A 19,784-nucleotide genomic window follows, 5' to 3' on the forward strand; every position below is an offset into this window, starting at 1 on the left:
GATGAAGCCCGAGTGTGGAGGGACTTCGTGCCGCGGGGCGTAGTCCAAGGGCCCGCCCTCCCCCGCGGCCGCCCGTGCCTGCCCCGGACCGGCCACCCGCCAGCGACTCAGTGCCCGTGTCCGTCGTGATGATCGTGGGCCGAGGCGGTGGTTCGGTGCCCGGGCAGGCCCAGCTTGGTCAGCAGCTGCACGTCGGCCTCGACGTCGGGGTTGCCGGTCACCAGCAGCTTGTCGCCGTAGAAGATCGAATTGGCGCCGGCCATGAAGCACAACGCCTGCACGGCCTCGCCCATCTGCTGGCGGCCGGCTGACAGGCGTACGCGGGCGCGGGGCATGGTGATGCGGGCCACCGCGATGACGCGCACGAAATCGAACGGGTCCACCGGCTCGCTATCGGCCAGCGGCGTGCCGGGCACGCGCACCAGGCTGTTGATGGGCACCGATTCCGGGTACGGCTGCAGGTTGGCCAGCTGCGCGATCAGGCCGGCGCGGTGGACCGGCGCCTCGCCCATGCCGATGATGCCGCCGCAGCACACGCTGATGCCGGCGGAGCGCACGTGCGAGAGCGTGTCCAGCCGGTCCTGGTACTGGCGCGTGCTGACCACATCGGTGTAGTACTCGGGCGCCGTGTCCAGGTTGTGGTTGTAGTAGTCCAGGCCCGCCTCCTTGAGCGCCACGGCCTGGTGCGATTCGAGCATGCCCAGCGTGGCGCAGGTCTGCATGCCCAGTCCCTTCACGGCGCCGATCAGCTCGCTCATCTTCTCGATGTCGCGGTCCTTCGGGGCGCGCCAGGCGGCGCCCATGCAAAAGCGGGTGGCGCCGGCATCCTTGGCGGCCTGGGCGGCGGCAGTGACTTCCTGCACGCTCATCAGCTTCTCGGCCTTCACGCCAGTGTCGAACTCAGCCGACTGCGGGCAGTAGCCGCAGTTCTCGGGGCAGCCGCCTGTCTTGACCGACAGCAGGGTGGCCAGTTCCACGTCGCCTGCGGGCCAGTGCTGGCGATGCACCGTCTGGGCCTCATACAGCAGATCCATGAAAGGCTTGTCCAGCAGGGCCTGGATGGCTTCGATGCTCCAGGGGCCGCTGTGGGCGGGTGCGCCCGTGGGGCGGCGGTGCAGTTGCACGGCCTGGGCCGGCACCTCGGCGGCGGCGGGAGTGGCGATGGTGGTCATGGGGTGGTCCTTCCTGGCTTTTGGGGTGCGCTGGAGCCCGATGGGGCGCTATCCAGCCGATGGTGGCGGATTCTGCGGGAGAAAAATCGGAGGTGCCAGTGTCCAGCTGCAGAAAGTCGGGCCTGGCGAAACGCATAGAACATCGAGCAATTCTGCGAATTTTTGACCGATGATTGCCGAAGAAGAGATCAAGATGTCTGCGCGATGGCGCCAATGATCGGGCGCCCATCACAACCTCCTTCAACTTGCCCGCTTCGGTCGTCAATTGCTGTCTCGGGTCCGGCGCACAGGCCGAAGTTGAGCGCAGTTGGCGTGTGCAACCTTCAACTGAGCGCGTCAATCACTTCGGGCGGGGCCTGCACCAGCTCGATCAGCACGCCTTCGCCCGCGATCGGAAACTCGTCGTTGCTCTTGGGGTGCAAAAAGGTGATGTCATAGCCTGCGGCGCCTTTGCGGATGCCGCCCGGGGCGAAGCGCACGCCCCGCGCGGTGAGCCATTCCACGGCACGCGGCAGGTCGTCGATCCACAGGCCCACATGGTTGAGCGGCGTGGTGTGGACGGCGGGCTTCTTGTCGATGTCGAGCGGCTGCATCAGGTCCACCTCCACCGCGTGGGCGCCCTGCCCCATCGCCAGGATGTCTTCATCGACGTTTTCGCGTTCGCTGCGGAAGCTGCCGGTTTGCGCCAGGCCCAGCATGTCCACCCAGAGAGTTTTCAGGCGCTGCTTGTCGGTGCCGCCAATGGCGACCTGCTGAATGCCCAGCACCTTGAACGGACGGTTGGCGGATGTTGCGCCGGCTGCGTTGGTCATGTCTCGATTACTCCTGTTTTGATAGCTGCATGCGCTGATAAATCAAAGGCTACAGGCCAATTTCCTTGGAATCACACCTCGCGCAGCGCCCAACTGCTGAGCGTGGCGAAGTATTCGCGCAGCCAGGCGTTGTAGCGGCTGGTGATGGGCGTGGGCGCGCTCACGGGCACCACGTCGGCCCAGCCCAGGCGGCGGGCGATGCGCGAGGCGCGGATCAGGTGGAAGTCGCTGGTCACCAGGGCCACGGGTGCGCTGGCGGGCACGCCGCGCGCCTCCAGCAAGGGGCGGCTCCAGGCCAGGTTCAGCTCGGTGCTGGTGCTCTTGTCTTCCAGCACCAGACGGGCGGGCGCGATGCCGTGGCGCTCTTCCAGGTAGCGGGCCATGATGGCGGCCTCGCTCTCGGTCGCGCCCAGGTCGATGCCGCCGCAGACGGCCACCAGCGCGGCCGGCTGCTGCGCAGCCAGTTCTGCGGCGGTATCGAGCCGCGCAGCCAGCGCGGGCCGGGGTTGCCCATCCAACGTGCCGGCACCCAGCACCACGATGGCCTGCACCGGCGGCACCTGGGCCACGGGCACGCCGAAGCCCGTCAAGCGACTCCAGAACCACAGCAGGGAAACCAGCCACAGCGCCAGGGCCCACCAGCCCAGGCGCCAGAGGCGTTGCCGGCCCGGGTGGCGCCGGCGCCAGCGTTCCAGCCGGGGCCAGCGCAGCGCGATGGCGAGCAGCGCCGCGCCGAGCATGGCCGGCAGCAGCACGCCCAGGTTGAACTGCCGCAGCGCCAGCAGATAGAGGCCGTCAGCCAGCAGCACGGCCCCGGCCACGCCCAGCAGCCCGCGCCGCACGGGCGCGCGGGCGGCCGACGCGCCGGGCGGCAGCAACTCCACGGGCCTCACTGGAATTCGATGATCACGTCATCCACCGCCAGCGAGGCGCCCTTGCTGGCCAGCACCTTGCCGACCACGCCGTCCTGCGCGGCGAAGAGGATGTTCTCCATCTTCATGGCCTCGATCACCGCCAGCTTTTCGCCGGCCTGCACCTTCTTGCCGGGCTGCACGGCCACATCGACGAGCAGGCCGGGCATGGGCGAGAGCAGGAACTTGGACAGATCCGGCGGCGCCTTGTAGGGCATGAGCTGGTGCAGCTCGGCGCCCAGCGGCGAGAGCACCAGGGCGTCGATCTGCGTGCCGTTGTGGGCGATGCGCAGCGCCAGCGGGTTCTTGGCCACGCCGCGCTCGACCTGGGCGGTGAAGCCCGCGCCGTTGCACTGGCCCTGCACGCGTATCTGGCCCAGCGTCGCTGCGCTACTGATCTGATAGCTGCGACCGTCCACAGCGACTGCGCTGGAGCCCGATGGGGCCTGGAAGTCGGTGACCGACACCGCATGGTGCTCGTGCTGGCCATTCGCGCCCAGCACCACGACCACGAACTGCTCGCCCACCTTCACCTCGTGCCCCGCCAGCTGCCCGCTGATGCCGGACGCCCGGGCGCGGTAGCGGCGGTGCATGTAGGCGGCCAGCGCCACGAGGAAAAGAGGATCGTCGTGCGGCACGTCTTCGGCGTGGAAGCCCTGGGCGTAGTGCTCGGCGATGAAACCGGTGTTGAACTGGCCCGAGACGAACTGCGGATGCGCCAGCAGCGCCGCCTGGAACGGGATGTTGCTGCTGATGCCCCGGATGACGAAGCCGTTGAGCGCTGCGCGCATCTTCTGGATCGCGTCCAGCCGGTCCGTGCCATGCACGATCAGCTTGGCGATCATCGAGTCGTAGAACATCGGGATCTCGCCGCCCTCATAGACGCCCGTGTCCACCCGCACGCCCAGACGGCGGGCCGTGTCGGACTGGAACATGGTCTCCTCGGGCGGCTGGAAGCGCACCAGCCGGCCGGTGGACGGCAGGAAGTTGCGGAACGGATCTTCGGCGTTGATCCGGCATTCGATGGCCCAGCCCTCGCGCCTGACCTCGTCCTGCGTCAGGGGCAGCTTCTCGCCGGCCGCCACGCGGATCATCAGCTCCACCAGGTCCAGCCCGGTGATGCACTCCGTCACCGGATGCTCCACCTGCAGGCGGGTGTTCATTTCGAGGAAGTAGAAATCCTGATCCTTGCCGACCACGAATTCCACCGTGCCGGCCGACTGGTACTTCACCGCCTTGGCCAGCGCCACGGCCTGCTCGCCCATGGCGCGGCGCGTGGCATCGCTGATGAAGGGCGACGGCGCCTCTTCGATCACCTTCTGGTGGCGGCGCTGAATGGAGCATTCGCGCTCGTTCAGGTAGATCACGTTGCCGTGGCTGTCGCCCAGGATCTGGATCTCGATATGGCGCGGCTGCTGCACGAACTTCTCGATGAAGATGCGGTCGTCGCCGAAGGAATTGCGCGCCTCGTTCTGGCAGGCGGTGAAGCCCTCCAGCGCCTCCTTGTCGTCATAGGCCACGCGCAGGCCCTTGCCGCCGCCGCCGGCCGAGGCCTTGATCATCACCGGGTAGCCGATGTCCCGTGCGATCTCCACCGCCCGCTCGGCCGATGCGATGGCGTCGTTCCAGCCCGGAATGGTGTTGACCTTGGCTTCATTGGCCAGCTTCTTGGACGCGATCTTGTCGCCCATGGCCGCGATCGAATGCGCCCGCGGGCCGATGAAGGCGATGCCCTCGTCTTCACAGCGTTGGGCGAAAGCCTCGTTCTCCGACAAGAAGCCGTAGCCCGGGTGGATGGCCTGCGCGCCGGTCTGCTTGGCCGCGGCGATGATGCGGTCGGCCAGCAGGTAGGACTCCCGCGAGGGCGCCGCGCCGATGTGGACGGCCTCGTCGGCCAGCTTGACGTGGCGGGCCTCCTTGTCGGCGTCGGAATAGACGGCGACGGTGGCGATGCCCATCTTTTTGGCGGTGGCGATGACGCGGCAGGCGATTTCGCCGCGGTTGGCGATGAGGATTTTGGTGAACATGGCTTGGCTCTAGCGTAAGGGGTTGCAGCGCTCAGTCAGAAAGTTGGGTTGCCATGCCGGGCCAGGCTGACTCCGGCTTCTTGTGCCCGGGCGCACAGGGCATCTGCATGGACTTCGGGGTAAAACAGGCCGACGTATTCGTCGCCGCCCGTATCCAGCAAAAGAACGGCGTGAGCCCGCTCGGCGGCCCAGGACTGCAGCCGGCCGAGGACACGAACCGGATCCGCAGACTCCGTGGCCGTGTCGTATTCGAACTGGCCGACCTGCCCGCAGGCCTTCCAGACAGCGGAGATCACCTGGCCGGCATCCTCGGCATGGCGGGCGTCGAAAACGAAGGCGAAGGGTTGCGGACGCCCGGTGAACGGGTTGCCTTGCAGGCCGTCTCGCAGCACCTGCGCGAGATCGGGCTCGCCCTCCTCCGCTGCGTCCCGGTAAGACTGCCCGATGCGCCGCGCCAGCTGCTTCGCCACGTCTTCGCCCAGGAAGCCGAATGCCTGCTGGACGAACACACAAAGCGCTTTCCGGCCGGTCTCCAGATCGGACTCGTCCGAGAACGCGCCGCCCTGCGGAGCATCGGCCGAATCCGGGGGCGGCTCGGTGGATTTCCACCAGGCTTGAAGACGTTTCAGCATGCCGTGCCTCTGGTTCAGAGAGGAATGTTCCCGTGCTTGCGCCACGGGTTCTCCAGCTTCTTGTTCTGCAGCATCACCAACGAGCGGCAGATGCGCTTGCGGGTTTCGTGCGGCAGGATCACGTCGTCGATGAAGCCGCGCGCGCCGGCCACGAAGGGGTTGGCGAAGCGCTTCTTGTATTCGGCCTCGCGGGCGGCGAGCTTCTCCGGGTCCTTCTTCTCTTCGCGGAAGATGATTTCCACCGCGCCTTTAGCGCCCATCACGGCGATCTCGGCATGGGGCCAGGCCAGGTTGACGTCGCCGCGCAGGTGCTTGGAGGCCATCACGTCGTAGGCGCCGCCGTAGGCCTTGCGGGTGATGACGGTGATCTTGGGCACGGTGGCCTCGGCGTAGGCGTAGAGCAGCTTGGCGCCGTGCTTGATGATGCCGCCGTATTCCTGGCTGGTGCCGGGCATGAAGCCGGGCACATCGACGAAGGTGACGACGGGGATGTTGAACGCATCGCAGAAACGCACGAAGCGCGCGGCCTTGATGGAGCTCTTGATGTCCAGGCAGCCGGCGAGCACCAGCGGCTGGTTGGCGACGATGCCCACGGTCTGCCCTTCCATGCGGGCGAAGCCGATGACGATGTTCCTGGCGTAGTCGGGCTGCAGTTCGAAGAAGTCGCCGTCGTCCACCGTCTTCAGGATCAGCTCCTTCATGTCGTAGGGCTTGTTGGGGTTGTCCGGCACCAGCGTGTCCAGGCTCAGGTCCATGCGGTCGGCCGGGTCGTTGCTGGGCCGCACGGGCGGCTTTTCGCGGTTGTTAAGCGGCAGGTAGTTGTAGAGGCGGCGCAGCATCATCAGCGCCTCCACATCGTTCTCGAAGGCCATGTCGGCGACGCCGCTGCGCGTGCTGTGGGTGATGGCGCCGCCCAGTTCCTCGGCCGTGACGTCTTCGTGCGTGACGGTCTTCACCACCTCGGGGCCGGTGACGAACATGTAGCTGGAGTCCTTCACCATGAAGATGAAGTCGGTCATGGCGGGCGAATACACCGCGCCGCCGGCGCAGGGGCCCATGATCATGCTGATCTGCGGCACCACGCCGCTGGCCAGCACGTTCTTCTGGAACACGTCGGCATAGCCGCCCAGCGACGCCACGCCTTCCTGGATGCGGGCGCCGCCCGAATCGTTGAGGCCGATGACGGGCGCGCCCACCTTCATCGCCTGGTCCATCACCTTGCAGATCTTCTCGGCATGCGTCTCGCTCAGGGCGCCGCCGAAGACCGTGAAGTCCTGGCTGAAGACGAACACCAGCCGACCGTTGATCATGCCGTAGCCCGTCACCACGCCGTCCCCCGGCGGGCGGTTGCCTTCCATGCCGAAGTCGGTGCAGCGGTGCTCGACGAACATGTCCCACTCTTCGAAGGTGCCGTCGTCCAGCAGCAGCTCGATGCGTTCGCGCGCGGTGAGCTTGCCTTTGGCATGCTGCGCGTCGATGCGCTTTTGCCCGCCGCCCAGCCGGGCGAGTGCGCGCTTTTGCTCCAGTTGGTCCAGGATGTCCTGCATGCTCGGTCGCTCCTTTGTGTTCGCTTCAGAGTGAAGATGACGATGTCGTGTTTGCTTGTGTTTCGATAGCACCATGCGCAGGCTGCGCCTGGGCTGCGAGCAGATTCCGTGCGGCTGTCGAAGCCGCGATGCGCCCAGCCGACACGTCGGCCTGCAGCGTGGGCAGCAGCGCGCGCACGCCGGGGTGCTGGCGGAAGGCGGCTTTCAGGCCCGCGTCGATGCGCTCCCACATCCAGGCCAGGGCCTGCTTCTCGCGCCGCAGGGCCAGGCGGCCGTTGCCGGTCTGCATGCTGCGGTAGAGGGTGACGGCCTCCCAGAAACCTTCCACGCCCTGCCCCAGCAGCGCGCTGATCTGCAGCACGCGCGGCTGCCACAGCGCGCCGTGCGTCGCATGGTCGGGGTTGCCGTGCATTCCCAGCAGCCGCAGCGACGAGGTGATCTGCGCCTGCGCCCGCGTGGCGGCGTGCGGGTCGATGTCGGCCTTGTTGATGACCACCAGGTCGGCGATCTCCATCACGCCTTTCTTGATGGCCTGCAGGTCGTCGCCCGCATTGGGCAGCTGCAGCAGCACGAACATGTCGGTCATGCCGGCCACGGCGATCTCGCTCTGGCCCACGCCCACGGTCTCGACGATCACCACGTCGTAGCCCGCGGCCTCGCAGACCAGCATGGCCTCGCGTGTCTTCTCGGCTACGCCGCCCAGGGTGCCGCTGGACGGGCTGGGGCGGATGTAGGCGCGCTCGTTCACGGAGAGCTGCTCCATGCGCGTCTTGTCGCCCAGGATGGAGCCGCCCGAGACGGTGGAGGACGGGTCGATGGTGAGCACCGCCACGCGGTGCCCCTGCCGGATGAGAAAGAGCCCCAGCGCCTCGATGAAGGTGGACTTGCCCACGCCCGGCACGCCGCTGATGCCCAGGCGGAACGACCGCCCGGTATGCGGCAGCAGCGCCGTCAGCAGCTCGTCGCCCTGCGCGCGGTGGTCGGCGCGGGTGGATTCGAGCAGGGTGATTGCCTTGGCGATGGCGCGGCGCTGCGCGGCCGACCCGCCGTGGAGCACCCCGTTCAGGAGCACCTCAGGGCTCACGCGACGGCCTTGCGGATCTGCTCCAGCACGTCCTTGGCGCTGGCCGGAATCGGCGTGCCCGGGCCGTAGATACCCTTGACGCCGGCGTCGTACAGGAAGTCGTAGTCCTGCGCCGGGATGACGCCACCCACGAAGACGATGATGTCGTCCGCGCCCTGGTCCTTGAGCGACTGGATGATGGCCGGCACCAGGGTCTTGTGGCCGGCGGCCAGGGTGGAGACGCCGACGGCATGCACGTCGTTCTCGATGGCCTGGCGGGCGCATTCCTCGGGGGTCTGGAAGAGCGGGCCCATGTCCACGTCGAAGCCCAGATCGGCGAAGGCGGTGGCGACGACCTTGGCGCCGCGGTCGTGGCCGTCCTGGCCCAGCTTGGCGATCATCACGCGGGGGCGGCGGCCCTGGGCTTCGGCGAAGGCGTCGATCTCGCCCTTCAATTTTTCCCAGCCTTCGGCCGAGTCGTAGGCGGCGGCATAGACGCCGGTGACCTTCTGCGTATCGGCGCGGTGGCGGCCGAAGACCTTTTCGAGCGCGTCGCTCACCTCGCCCACCGTGGCGCGCAGGCGCATCGCGTTGATAGCCAGCTCCAGGAGGTTGCCTTCGCCGCTTTCCGCTGCAAAAGTGAGAGCATCCAGCGCTTGCTGCACCTGGGCTGCATCGCGTTTCGCCTTAATTTCCTTGAGGCGGGCGATCTGGCTGTCGCGCACCTTGACGTTGTCGATCTGCAGGATGTCGACCGGGTCTTCCTTGGCCAGCTTGTATTTGTTGACGCCCACGATCACGTCCTTGCCCGAATCGATGCGCGCCTGCTTCTCTGCGGCGGCGGCCTCGATCTTGAGCTTGGCCCAGCCGGAATCGACGGCCGCGGTCATGCCGCCCATGGCCTCGACCTCTTCGATGATCTTCCACGCGGCATCGGCCATGTCCTGCGTGAGCTTTTCCATCATGTAGCTGCCCGCCCAGGGGTCCACCACGTTGGTGATGTGGGTCTCTTCCTGGATGATGAGCTGGGTGTTGCGGGCGATGCGGGCGCTGAATTCCGTGGGCAGCGCGATGGCTTCGTCGAGCGCGTTGGTGTGCAGGCTCTGCGTGCCGCCGAAGACGGCCGCCATGGCCTCGATGGTGGTGCGCACCACGTTGTTGTATGGGTCCTGCTCGGTCAGGCTCCAGCCGCTGGTCTGGCTGTGGGTGCGCAGCATCAGGCTCTTGGGGTTCTTGGCGCCCGTCTCTTTCATGATGCGGCACCAGAGCAGCCGCGCCGCGCGCATCTTGGCGATCTCCAGGTAGAAGTTCATGCCCACGGCCCAGAAGAACGACAGGCGCCCGGCGAAGGCATCCACGTCCAGGCCCGAGGCGATGGCGGTCTTCACGTATTCCTTGCCGTCGGCCAGCGTGAAGGCCAGCTCCAGCGCCTGGTTGGCTCCGGCTTCCTGCATGTGGTAGCCGCTGATGGAGATGGAGTTGAACTTCGGCATGTTCCTGGCCGTGTAGCCAATGATGTCGCCGATGATCCGCATGCTGGGCTTGGGCGGGTAGATGTAGGTGTTGCGGACCATGAACTCCTTGAGGATGTCGTTCTGGATGGTCCCCGAGAGTTGGTCCTGCCGCACGCCCTGCTCTTCCGCCGCCACCACGTAGCCCGCCAGCACTGGCAGCACCGCGCCGTTCATGGTCATGGAGACGCTCACCTTGTCGAGCGGAATCTGGTCGAAGAGGATCTTCATGTCCTCCACCGAATCGATGGCCACGCCCGCCTTGCCCACGTCGCCCGTCACGCGGGGATGGTCGCTGTCGTAGCCCCGGTGCGTGGCCAGATCGAACGCCACGCTGACGCCCTGCCCGCCCGCGGCCAGCGCCTTGCGGTAGAAGGCATTGGACTCCTCGGCCGTGGAAAAGCCCGCGTACTGGCGGATGGTCCAGGGCCGCACCGCATACATAGTGGCCTGCGGGCCGCGCAGGTAGGGCTCGAAGCCGGGGAGCGTGTCGGTATGGGGCAGATCGGCCGTGTCGGCGGCGGTGTAGAGCGGCTTGACGACGATGCCGTCGGGCGTGACCCAATTCAGCGCGGAGACGTCGCCCCCGGGAGCGGACTTGGCGGCGGCCTGGGTCCAGGCGGCCAGATCGGCCGGTTGCGGGCGGGGGGCGGATGTGCTTTGGCTCATGTCTCTGCGGTGCTCTGAAAAGGAGGTTTCCAAAAAGCCGGTCTGTGCGGTGCCGTGCTGCTCCATGGTGCCACCTCTCAGGCCCGCAGGGCGGGCGCCGAAGTGACGCCAACGTCAATCTTTCGGGGCATTCTACGCTTCTGTAATTATTAATTTATAGTTTTTTTGCAGTACATTCCGCCCATGTCCGCCTTCCCCATCTCGCCCCGCGCCCTCTATGAAGAGGTGGCCGAGCAGCTGCGCCAGCGCATCTTCCGGCGCGAGCTGGAGCCCGGCAGCTGGATCGACGAGCTCAAGATCGCCGAGGAATTCGGCATCAGCCGCACGCCGCTGCGCGAGGCGCTGAAGGTGCTGGCCGCCGAAGGCCTGGTCACGATGAAGCTGCGCCGTGGCGCCTATGTGACGGAGGTCTCTGACAAGGACCTGCACGACGTCTATCACCTGCTCTCATTGCTCGAAAGCGATGCAGCCGGCGTGGTCGCCGCCCGCGCCACCGAAGCGCAGTTGCAAGAGCTGCAGGCTTTGCACCGCGACCTGGCCGCCGCCGTGGCAGACCGCGACCGCTTCTTCGCGCTCAACGAGCGCTTCCACATGCGCCTGTTGGAGCTGGCCGACAACCGCTGGCGCAACCAGATGGTGGCCGACCTGCGCAAGGTGATGAAGCTCAACCGCCACAACTCGCTGCTCAAGCAGGGGCGCATCGCCGAATCGCTGCAGGAGCACGCGCAGATCCTGGCTGCGCTGCAGGCCCGCGATGCCGAGGCGGCCGTGCAGGCCACGCGGGCGCATTTCGAGCAAGGGCTGGCGGCGGCGACCTGATCGGGCGCGGGCGGAGCGCACACCGTTCGCTACTGATTCGATAGCTGGAAGCCCAGGCAGATCCATCGCTGCAGACATAAAACACCCACAAACACCGCACCGCCACCCAGGCGGCGCCACCCCGCGGCGCACTCATTGCCAGCGGACCTGGGACAATGGGTGCCCTTTTTCCGGCCCACTCGAAGAATTCCCGTGCCCACTGCAGCCGTCTCCCCCGCCCTCGCCCATTCCCCCTGGCGCATGTCCGTCGCGCCGATGATGGATTGGACCGACCGGCATTGCCGCTACCTGCACCGGCTGCTCACGCGCCACACCCTGCTCTATACCGAGATGGTGACCACCGGCGCGCTGATCCACGGCGACGTGGAGCGCCACCTGCGCTTCAACGCCGAAGAGCATCCTGTGGCCTTGCAGCTGGGCGGCAGCGAGCCGGCCGATCTGGCGCAGGCTGCCCGGCTCGGCGAGCAGTGGGGGTATGACGAGATCAACCTGAACTGCGGCTGCCCCAGCGAGCGCGTGCAGCGCGGCGCGTTCGGCGCCTGCCTGATGAACGAGCCGCAGCTGGTGGCCGACGGCGTCAAGGCCATGCGTGACGTGGTCGGCGTGCCCGTGACGGTCAAGCACCGCATCGGCATCGACAAGGGCGAGGACTACGGCTTCGTGCGCGACTTCATCGGCACGGTGGCCGAGGCGGGTTGCGAAGTCTTCATCGTCCACGCCCGCAATGCCTGGCTCAAGGGCCTGAGCCCCAAGGAAAACCGCGAGATTCCGCCGCTGCGCTATGGCGTGGTGGCGCAGCTCAAAGCCGACTTCCCCCACCTGACGCTGGCGATCAACGGCGGCTTCACCGCCGACGAGGCCGTGCATGCGCAGCTGGCCGTGCTGGACGGCGTGATGGTGGGCCGAGAGGCGTACCACAACCCCTGGTGGCTGGCCGGCTGGGATGCCGCCTTCTACGGCGATGCGAACGCGCCCGCGCTCACGCGCGAGGACGTGGAAGCCCGCATGGTGGACTACATGGAACGCGAGGCCGCCCAGCACGGTACGCACTGGTATGCGATTGCCCGCCACATGCTGGGCCTCCGCCATGGCCTGCCCGGCGCGAGGCGCTGGCGCCAGGTCTGGAGCGATCACCGCCTGAAGGAGCTCCCAGCCCGCGAGGTGGCGGCCCTGGCTGCCGCCACCTTGCGCCCGGCGCGCGACGCATTCGCAGGGGCCGAAGCCGAACTTTGACACGTATCAGACACGAGGCTTCGTCCTACAAGCGACCAGACCCCCGGGGCAGCGCTTGCACTACCATTTGGCGATAGTTCCGAGGCGGCCCTGCCGTCTCGGCGCCACTGCCTCCAACCGCTGAATCGACCGCCGCCGCCCCATGTCCCGGCCCCCCCATCTGACCCGCGAAGAATCCCTGTTCCACCAGTACTACGCCAAGGAGCGACCGGTGCTGGAACACGCCTGCGCGTTCTACGTGGCGCTGCTGCAGTCCATTCTCTCCAAGACCGAGGGTATCGACATCTCCAAGGTGGAGGGGCGCGTGAAGGACCGCGACGAGTGCATCCGCAAGTTCTCGCGCAAGTACCGCGCCGCGCTGGAAGAAGCCAACAGCTCTTATGAAATCCAGCACTACCTGACCGATCTGGTGGGTGTGCGTGTGGTCTGCCTCTACGAAGATGAGTTGGAAAAGGTGGCTGAGGCAGTGCGCTCGCATTTCGACGTCATCGACGTCACGGACAAGGTGAGCGCCGTGGAGAGCACGGAGGCCTCGTTCGGCTACAAAGGCCTGCACCTGGACCTGCGCCTGAATGCGGCCCAGGCCGCCCTGCCCGAGCACGCGGCCTACGCGCACCAGACTTTCGAGCTTCAGGTGCGCACGATTATCCAGGACTCCTGGAGCGTGCTGGACCACCAGATCAAATACAAGAAGTCCATCCCCGGGGACCTCAAGCGTCGCATCAACGTGCTCTCGGCCCTCTTCGAGCTGGCCGACCGGGAGTTCCGCCAGATCCGCGACGCCACCGACGCCGAACTGCGCCGCACCAACGATGAGCCCGAGGAGTTGGAAGGCCCCGCCGAGTCCGAGCCGATGCGCAGCCACCGCCCCGCATCGGCCGGCAGCGAGCTGAACGCGTTCACGTTCCTGAAGATCGCCAACCACTTCTTCAAGGACACGGAGTTCGAGGCGCAGAAGGTGGACGTGTTCGTGGAAGACATCCACGCCTGGTCGCCCGAGATGAACCGCTCGCGCCTGAATGCCCTGCTGCGCGCCACGATCGGCATCGTCAAGCGATATAAGCAGCACTACGAAGACCTGCACCCCGAAGGCAGCTTCAACCCCTACACCGTCATCCGCCACTGCCTGTACCTAGGCGACAAGCAGACGTTTCGCCGCGCGCTGCGCAACAGCTCGCGCGAGGCCTTCGAAGCGTGGCTGCAGGACAACACCCCCGAAGACGCCAAACCCACGCCCGCACGCTGACCGAAAGCCCGGCACTGCACAGTGCGGGCCGGGCGGCCTTGCAAGTGTGTCGCCAAGGTGACGCGCCCTCCGTAGTTGCACGCCATACGAAAGCCCGGCTCTGCTGCTATATTGCACTGCAACATAGACCCGAGGGTGCCCCACATGCTGTACAACCTGTACGAAACCCAGCGCTCCCTGATGGAGCCCTTCGCTGAAATGGCGCAGACCGCGTCCAAGTTCTACAGCAATCCGCTGTCGCCCTTCAGCCAGACGGTGTACGCGCAACGACTTTCGGCGGGCTACGACCTCCTCTACCGCCTGGGCAAGGATTACGAGAAGCCCGAATTCAACATCCGCTCGGTGGAAGTGGACGGCAAGTCCGTCGCCATCGACGAGCGCGTGGTGCTCAGCAAGCCGTTTTGCGAACTGCGCCGGTTCAAGCGCTTTTCCGACGACGTGGACACGCTCACCAAGATCAAGGCGCAGCCCGTCGTGCTGGTGGTGGCGCCGCTGTCCGGCCACTACGCGACGCTCTTGCGCGACACCGTCCGCACCCTGCTGCAGGGCCACAAGGTCTATGTGACCGACTGGAAGAACGCCCGCCTGGTGCCCCTGGCGGACGGCTCCTTCCACCTGGACGACTACATCAACTACGTGCAGGACTTCATCCGCCACCTGCAGGAGCTGCACGGCAACTGCCACGTGATGAGCGTCTGCCAGCCTACCGTGCCGGTGCTGGCGGCCGTCTCGCTCATGGCGAGCCGGGGCGAGACCACGCCGCTGTCCATGGTGATGATGGGCGGCCCGATCGATGCGCGCAAATCGCCCACCGCGGTGAACAACCTCGCCACGCAGCGCAGCTTCGAGTGGTTCGAGAACAACGTGATCTACCGCGTGCCCGACAACTTCCCCGGCGCCGGCCGCCGCGTGTATCCGGGCTTCCTGCAGCACACCGGCTTCGTTGCCATGAACCCCGACCGGCATGCCAAGAGCCATTGGGACTACTTCAAGGACCTGCTCCGGGGCGACGACGCCAGCGCCGAAGTCCACCGCAAGTTCTATGACGAGTACAACGCCGTGCTCGACATGGACGCGGACTACTACCTCGAAACCATCAAGACGGTGTTCCAGGACTACAGCCTGGTTCATGGCACCTGGGACGTCCATGCCCCCGACGGCACGCTGGAACGCGTGCAGCCGCAGGACATCACCAGCACGGCCCTGCTCACCATCGAAGGTGAGCTGGACGACATCTCCGGCTCGGGCCAGACCCGCGCCGCGCACGACCTCTGCACCGGCATCAGCAACGACGACCGCCAGCATTACGAGGTCAAGGGCGCAGGCCATTACGGCATCTTCAGTGGCCGCCGCTGGCGAGATCTGGTCTATCCGCAGGTGCGCAGCTTCATCCTCGCGCACGAGCCCGATCACGAGCCGGCACCTCACGCGGCCGACGAAGACGCCGCACCCGCCGTCAAGCCCGCTGCGGCTGCACCGGCCAAACGTGCCCCTCGGCGCACCGCGCCGCGCAAGGCTTGACGGCCCCGGCTGCGGCCGCCGGCACCGCAGTGGCGCGGCTGGCCGCCCTGATCGACGCCGCACTGCCCCAGACCCAGTGCACGCGCTGCGGCGAACCTGACTGCGCCGCCTACGCGCTGGCCGTGGCCGAAGGGCGCGCCGGCATCGACCAGTGCCCGCCTGGAGGCACCGAAGGCGTGAGACGGCTCGCGCAGCTGACCGGCCGTCCGCTGCTGCCGCTGAACCCTGCGCATGGCCTGGAAGGCCCCCGGAACCTCGCCGTCATCGACGAGGCCTGGTGCATCGGCTGCACGCTGTGCCTGGACGCCTGCCCGACCGACGCGATCATCGGCGCCAACAAGCGCATGCACACCGTGATGGCCCCGCACTGCACGGGCTGCGAGCTGTGCATCCCCGTCTGCCCGGTGGACTGCATCCAGCTGGTGAACGCGAGCGGCTCGCGCACCGGGTGGAGCGGCTGGTCCGCCGGGCAGGCCACGCATGCGAGAGAACGCTATAAGGCGCGCAAGTCACGGCTGCAACGCGACGATGTCGTCAGCAGCACGGCAACGGCTTCTGCCCAGGGCACAGCGCCGACGACCAACGAAGAGGCGCAAGCTGGCCCAGCGGACGCCGCCCAGTCGCGCCAGGCCGCCATCGCCGCTGCACTCGCCCGGGCCCGCGAGCGGCGCTCGCCACCGACCGGGCGCTGAGGCTACAGGCAAGCCCGTCTCGGTCGCACAATGCGTCGTCAACGCGCCGCCAGCGATTTGTAGATGCCGCAGCCCAAATAGGCGTCATCCATCAGCTGCACGAACGACATCTTGGTCTGCACCCGGCCGGTGGCCGGGTTGGTGATGCCGTATTCCACCCAGCCAGGTCCACGCGCGCACTGCTGGCCTATGGCGTGGATCAGGCCCTCACCGTCAATGCCCGCAATGTCCTGCACCCTCGTGCCCACCTTGGAAGGGTTGCCGGCGAAAGCGCGATAGGCCCCACTGGCGTCGAGCATGAAAACATACATATCCCGGTCGTGGAATGGCTGGGCCGGGTCGGTCAGGGTGCGCAGGAAGCCTTCGGCCGTGGTGCCGCGCCGCGCAGCAACGGCCCGTGCAACCAGCGCCATGGCTTCTTCGGCCGTGCCCTGCTGCAGGCGAAAAGCCTGTACCGCCTGAGTCAGCGTGGCAGCCCGCTCCTGCAGCGACTCGGCCTGCTGCACGGCGACGCCCACCATCTGGGCGTTGCGCTGCGTGATCTGGTCGAGCTGCTGCACCGCTGCGCTGATCTCCCGCAGGCCGTTGCTCTGCTGGGCGCCGGACTGGGAAATCTCCGTCACGCTCGACGCCACCGCACGGATGCCGCCGGCCACGCCCGCAATGCCCTCACCAGCACCGCGGATCAGGCCCGCGCTGGACTCCACCTGACGAACGGAGTCGCCGATCAGCACGCGAATCTCGCGCGCTGCCGCGGCAGAGCGGCCCGCCAGGCTGCGCACTTCGGACGCCACCACAGCGAAGCCCCGCCCCTGCTCGCCAGCGCGGGCGGCCTCCACGGCGGCGTTCAGCGCGAGGATGTTGGTCTGGAACGCGATACCGTCGATCACGCCGATGATCTCGTTCATGCGGCGCGCGCCCTGCTGGATGGCCTGCACGGAGGCCACCGCCTCCTCCATCGCCGCGACCCCCGCGTCGGCCGCTTGCCGCACGCTGGCCGCACGGCCATCGGCACTGACGGCCGTCTGGGCGTTGGTGTTCACGGCCGACGACAGCTGCTCCACGCTGGCGGCCGTCTGCTCCAGGTTCGCAGCCTGCTGCTCGGTGCGGTCGGCCAGTTCGCGGCTGTCGGCCGCGAGACTTTCGCCGGCATGAGAGACCAGCGCCGCGTTGCTGCGGATGTCGGCCACCATGGCAGAAAGTGTCAAAACCATACGGTCGAGCTGCACGCCCAGCTGGGCCAGTTCGTCCCGCCCCTGCATGCCTGAACGCGCACACAGGTCACCTTGCGCCGTGCGCTCGGCCAGCCGCAACAGGTGGTCCAGATCGGTGGACAGGCTGGCATGAAGCGCCCAGGCCGCATAGGCCACGGCGATGGCGCCCACCGCCGCCGTCAGGCCAACGGCGCCAGCGCCGCGGCCTTGCAATGCGGCGACCGCCGCCAGCGCCAGCACCGCCAGCAAGGGCAGCAATGTCACCTTCGCGGACAGACTGCAGCGCCGCAGCAGCCCCGTGGCCGGGCGGATCAAGAAAAACTCGGACATCTGCTACTCCCTTGGATTTCCATGGCTCTCAGCTCCTGCACCAGCGTGCGGGTCATTATTTTCGTGTCCATCTTGTTGGGCTTCCCTCCGGGCACCGCCGGATGCCAGCCAATCTAACGGTTGCCGCTGCGGCAGAACATCGGGAAAGTCAGGCTTTTCGCAATTTCGTCAAATGGGAAGGTGACTGCCGCGCCCACAGCGGCTGCTGCGTCACTGCCGCTGACCGCGGCAGGCCCTGGACCATAATCGCGCTCCATGAATCCACTGCTTTCCGAATTGCAGCCGTATCCGTTCGAGCGGCTGCGTCAGCTGTTCTCAGGCGTTAGCCTGCCCAGCACCCATAGCCCGATCAGCCTTGGCATGGGCGAGCCCCGCCACCCGACCCCGGAATTCATCAAGGAGGCACTGACGGCCAGCCTGGACGGCCTGGCGAGCTACCCTGCCACCGCCGGGGAGCCTCGCCTGCGCAACGCCTGCGCCGCGTGGTTGCAGCGCCGGTACGGCGTCACGGTGGATGCCTCCGCGCACGTGCTGCCGGTGAACGGCTCGCGCGAGGCGCTGTTTGCCTTCGCGCAGACCGTGATCGACCCGACGCGCGCCGGCGCCACCGTGGTCTGCCCCAACCCGTTCTATCAGATCTACGAAGGCGCGGCCCTGCTGTCGGGCGCCCAGCCCTACTATGCGCCCAGCGACCCCGCCCGCAATTTCGCGGTGGACTGGGACGCCGTGCCCGAAGAGATCTGGAACAAGACACAGCTGCTCTTCGTCTGCTCGCCGGGCAACCCCACGGGCGCGGTGATGCCGCTGGACGAATGGCGCAAGCTCTTCGAGTTGAGCGACCGCTACGGCTTCGTCATCGCCTCGGACGAGTGTTACAGCGAGATCTACTTCCAGGGCGAACCGCCGCTGGGTGGCCTCGAAGCCGCCGCCAAGCTGGGACGGACCGACTTCCGCCGACTGGTGTCGTTCACCAGCTTGTCCAAGCGCAGCAACGTGCCTGGCCTGCGCAGCGGCTTCGTCGCGGGCGACGCGGCGCTCATCCAGGCCTTCCTGCTCTACCGCACCTACCACGGCAGCGCCATGGGTCCGGCCGTGCAGGGGGCGAGCGTGGCGGCCTGGAACGACGAGGAGCACGTGGTGGAAAACCGGGCGCTCTACCGCAAGAAGTTCGCGCAGGTCACCCCGCTGCTGGCGGGCGTCATGGACGTCAAGCTGCCCGACGCAGGCTTCTACCTGTGGGCCAAGGTGCCCGACGCGCTGGGCATGACCGATGCCGACTTCGCCCGCGAGCTGCTGGCTCAATACAATGTCACCGTGCTGCCGGGCAGCTATCTGGCCCGCGAGGCGGGCGGCAGCAACCCTGGCGCGCAGCGGCTGCGCATGGCCCTGGTGGCCAACGCCGAAGAATGCGTCGAGGCCGCGCTGCGCATCGTGCAATTCATCCGCTCACGGACGTGAGGGGCGCCTGAGGCGCCGACCCTCGCCCCTACGCACCATCCCGCTGTCTTTCCTCTCCCTTCCTTTTCCTTCTTTCCTTCCTGCCATGACACAACAACTGCAGACCCTGATCGACAACGCCTGGGACAACCGCGCCAGCCTCTCCCCGTCCTCGGCGCCCAAGGAAGTGGTCGATGCCGTCGAGCACGTCATCGCCGAGCTGAACAACGGCAAGCTGCGCGTGGCCACCCGCGAAGGCGTGGGCCAGTGGACGGTGCATCAGTGGATCAAGAAGGCCGTGCTGCTGTCTTTCCGCCTGAAGGACAACGAACTCATGAAGGCCGGCGATCTCGGCTTCTTCGACAAGGTGCCCACCAAGTTCGCCCACCTCTCGGCTGACGAAATGGCCGCCACCGGCGTGCGCGTGGTGCCCCCGGCAGTGGCCCGCCGCGGCAGCTACATCGCGCGCGGCGCGATCCTGATGCCCAGCTACGTGAACATCGGCGCCTACGTGGACGAAGGCACCATGGTCGACACCTGGGCCACCGTCGGCTCCTGCGCGCAAGTGGGCAAGAACGTCCACCTCTCGGGCGGCGTGGGCCTGGGCGGCGTGCTGGAACCCCTGCAGGCCAACCCGACCATCATCGAAGACAACTGCTTCATCGGTGCGCGCTCCGAGATCGTCGAAGGCGTGATCGTCGAGGAGAACTCCGTGATCTCGATGGGCGTCTACATCGGCCAGAGCACCCCCATCTACGACCGCGCCACGGGCGAGACCACTTTCGGCCGAGTGCCCGCCGGCTCCGTGGTGGTGAGCGGCAACCTGCCCAAGGACGGTGGCCGCTACAGCATGTATGCCGCCATCATCGTCAAGAAGGTGGACGCCAAGACCCGTTCCACCACCAGCCTGAACGACCTGCTCCGCGATTGATCCACAGGGGTCACGGC

16 protein-coding genes are annotated in these 19,784 nt (G+C 67.1%); 7 read left to right on the top strand and 9 right to left on the bottom strand.

Annotated elements, in window-relative coordinates:
* Positions 1-107: 107 nt before the first annotated feature.
* The 8 genes from bioB to scpA form a co-directional block, all read right to left on the bottom strand.
* A complete protein-coding gene (gene bioB, locus AC3A84_RS08300; protein ID WP_487969123.1) occupies positions 108-1,172 on the bottom strand; it encodes a biotin synthase BioB in 1,065 nt (354 codons plus the stop codon).
* Between the two features lie 323 nt (positions 1,173-1,495).
* Complete coding sequence (locus AC3A84_RS08305; protein ID WP_487969124.1) at positions 1,496-1,984, bottom strand: VOC family protein; 489 nt, start codon at positions 1,982-1,984, stop codon at positions 1,496-1,498.
* A gap of 71 nt (positions 1,985-2,055) precedes the next feature.
* Positions 2,056-2,859 carry a YdcF family protein gene (locus AC3A84_RS08310; RefSeq protein ID WP_487969324.1) on the bottom strand — a complete coding sequence of 268 codons (804 nt, stop codon included), beginning with the start codon at positions 2,857-2,859 and terminating at the stop codon, positions 2,056-2,058.
* A 14-nt stretch (positions 2,860-2,873) separates the two neighbouring features.
* Positions 2,874-4,922, bottom strand: coding sequence for an acetyl-CoA carboxylase biotin carboxylase subunit (locus tag AC3A84_RS08315; RefSeq protein WP_487969125.1), 2,049 nt, complete (start codon positions 4,920-4,922; stop codon positions 2,874-2,876).
* Between the two features lie 35 nt (positions 4,923-4,957).
* Entirely contained in the window at positions 4,958-5,554 is a 597-nt protein-coding gene (locus tag AC3A84_RS08320) for a DUF6630 family protein (protein WP_487969126.1), read from the bottom strand.
* 14 nt (positions 5,555-5,568) lie between these two features.
* On the bottom strand, positions 5,569-7,101 hold the full coding sequence (locus AC3A84_RS08325; protein ID WP_092939423.1) for an acyl-CoA carboxylase subunit beta: 1,533 nt from the start codon (positions 7,099-7,101) through the stop codon (positions 5,569-5,571).
* Between the two features lie 25 nt (positions 7,102-7,126).
* Positions 7,127-8,185 carry a methylmalonyl Co-A mutase-associated GTPase MeaB gene (gene meaB / locus AC3A84_RS08330; RefSeq protein WP_487969127.1) on the bottom strand — a complete coding sequence of 353 codons (1,059 nt, stop codon included), beginning with the start codon at positions 8,183-8,185 and terminating at the stop codon, positions 7,127-7,129.
* Positions 8,182-10,344, bottom strand: coding sequence for a methylmalonyl-CoA mutase (gene scpA / locus AC3A84_RS08335; protein WP_487969128.1), 2,163 nt, complete (start codon positions 10,342-10,344; stop codon positions 8,182-8,184). Before scpA ends, meaB begins: the two co-directional genes overlap by 4 nt.
* A gap of 183 nt (positions 10,345-10,527) precedes the next feature.
* On the opposite strand from scpA, the gene AC3A84_RS08340 reads away from it, so the two are divergent.
* The 5 genes from AC3A84_RS08340 (at position 10,528) to rsxB (ending at position 15,855) form a co-directional block, all read left to right on the top strand.
* Positions 10,528-11,163, top strand: a complete 636-nt coding sequence (locus tag AC3A84_RS08340) for a GntR family transcriptional regulator (RefSeq protein ID WP_487969130.1) — start codon at positions 10,528-10,530, stop codon at positions 11,161-11,163.
* Positions 11,164-11,355: 192 nt separating this feature from the next.
* Entirely contained in the window at positions 11,356-12,396 is a 1,041-nt protein-coding gene (gene dusA, locus AC3A84_RS08345) for a tRNA dihydrouridine(20/20a) synthase DusA (RefSeq protein WP_487969132.1), read from the top strand.
* A 142-nt stretch (positions 12,397-12,538) separates the two neighbouring features.
* A complete protein-coding gene (locus AC3A84_RS08350) occupies positions 12,539-13,642 on the top strand; it encodes a GTP pyrophosphokinase (RefSeq protein WP_487969133.1) in 1,104 nt (367 codons plus the stop codon).
* A 144-nt stretch (positions 13,643-13,786) separates the two neighbouring features.
* The gene (locus tag AC3A84_RS08355) at positions 13,787-15,163 is read left to right on the top strand and encodes a polyhydroxyalkanoate depolymerase (protein ID WP_487969134.1); all 1,377 of its coding nucleotides are present in this window, start codon (positions 13,787-13,789) and stop codon (positions 15,161-15,163) included.
* Complete coding sequence (gene rsxB / locus AC3A84_RS08360; RefSeq protein ID WP_487969135.1) at positions 15,160-15,855, top strand: electron transport complex subunit RsxB; 696 nt, start codon at positions 15,160-15,162, stop codon at positions 15,853-15,855. The genes AC3A84_RS08355 and rsxB overlap by 4 nt, the downstream gene beginning before the upstream one ends.
* A gap of 38 nt (positions 15,856-15,893) precedes the next feature.
* On the opposite strand, the gene AC3A84_RS08365 is transcribed toward rsxB, so the two are convergent.
* Positions 15,894-17,399 (bottom strand): methyl-accepting chemotaxis protein, encoded by a 1,506-nt coding sequence (locus AC3A84_RS08365; protein ID WP_487969136.1) that lies wholly within the window; start codon positions 17,397-17,399, stop codon positions 15,894-15,896.
* A gap of 255 nt (positions 17,400-17,654) precedes the next feature.
* Here AC3A84_RS08365 and dapC point away from each other — a divergent pair, with 255 nt between their 5' ends.
* A complete protein-coding gene (dapC, locus tag AC3A84_RS08370) occupies positions 17,655-18,857 on the top strand; it encodes a succinyldiaminopimelate transaminase (RefSeq protein ID WP_487969137.1) in 1,203 nt (400 codons plus the stop codon).
* A gap of 85 nt (positions 18,858-18,942) precedes the next feature.
* Complete coding sequence (gene dapD / locus AC3A84_RS08375; RefSeq protein WP_487969138.1) at positions 18,943-19,767, top strand: 2,3,4,5-tetrahydropyridine-2,6-dicarboxylate N-succinyltransferase; 825 nt, start codon at positions 18,943-18,945, stop codon at positions 19,765-19,767.
* Positions 19,768-19,784: the final 17 nt, after the last annotated feature.

Source organism: Paracidovorax sp. (genome assembly GCF_057642795.1).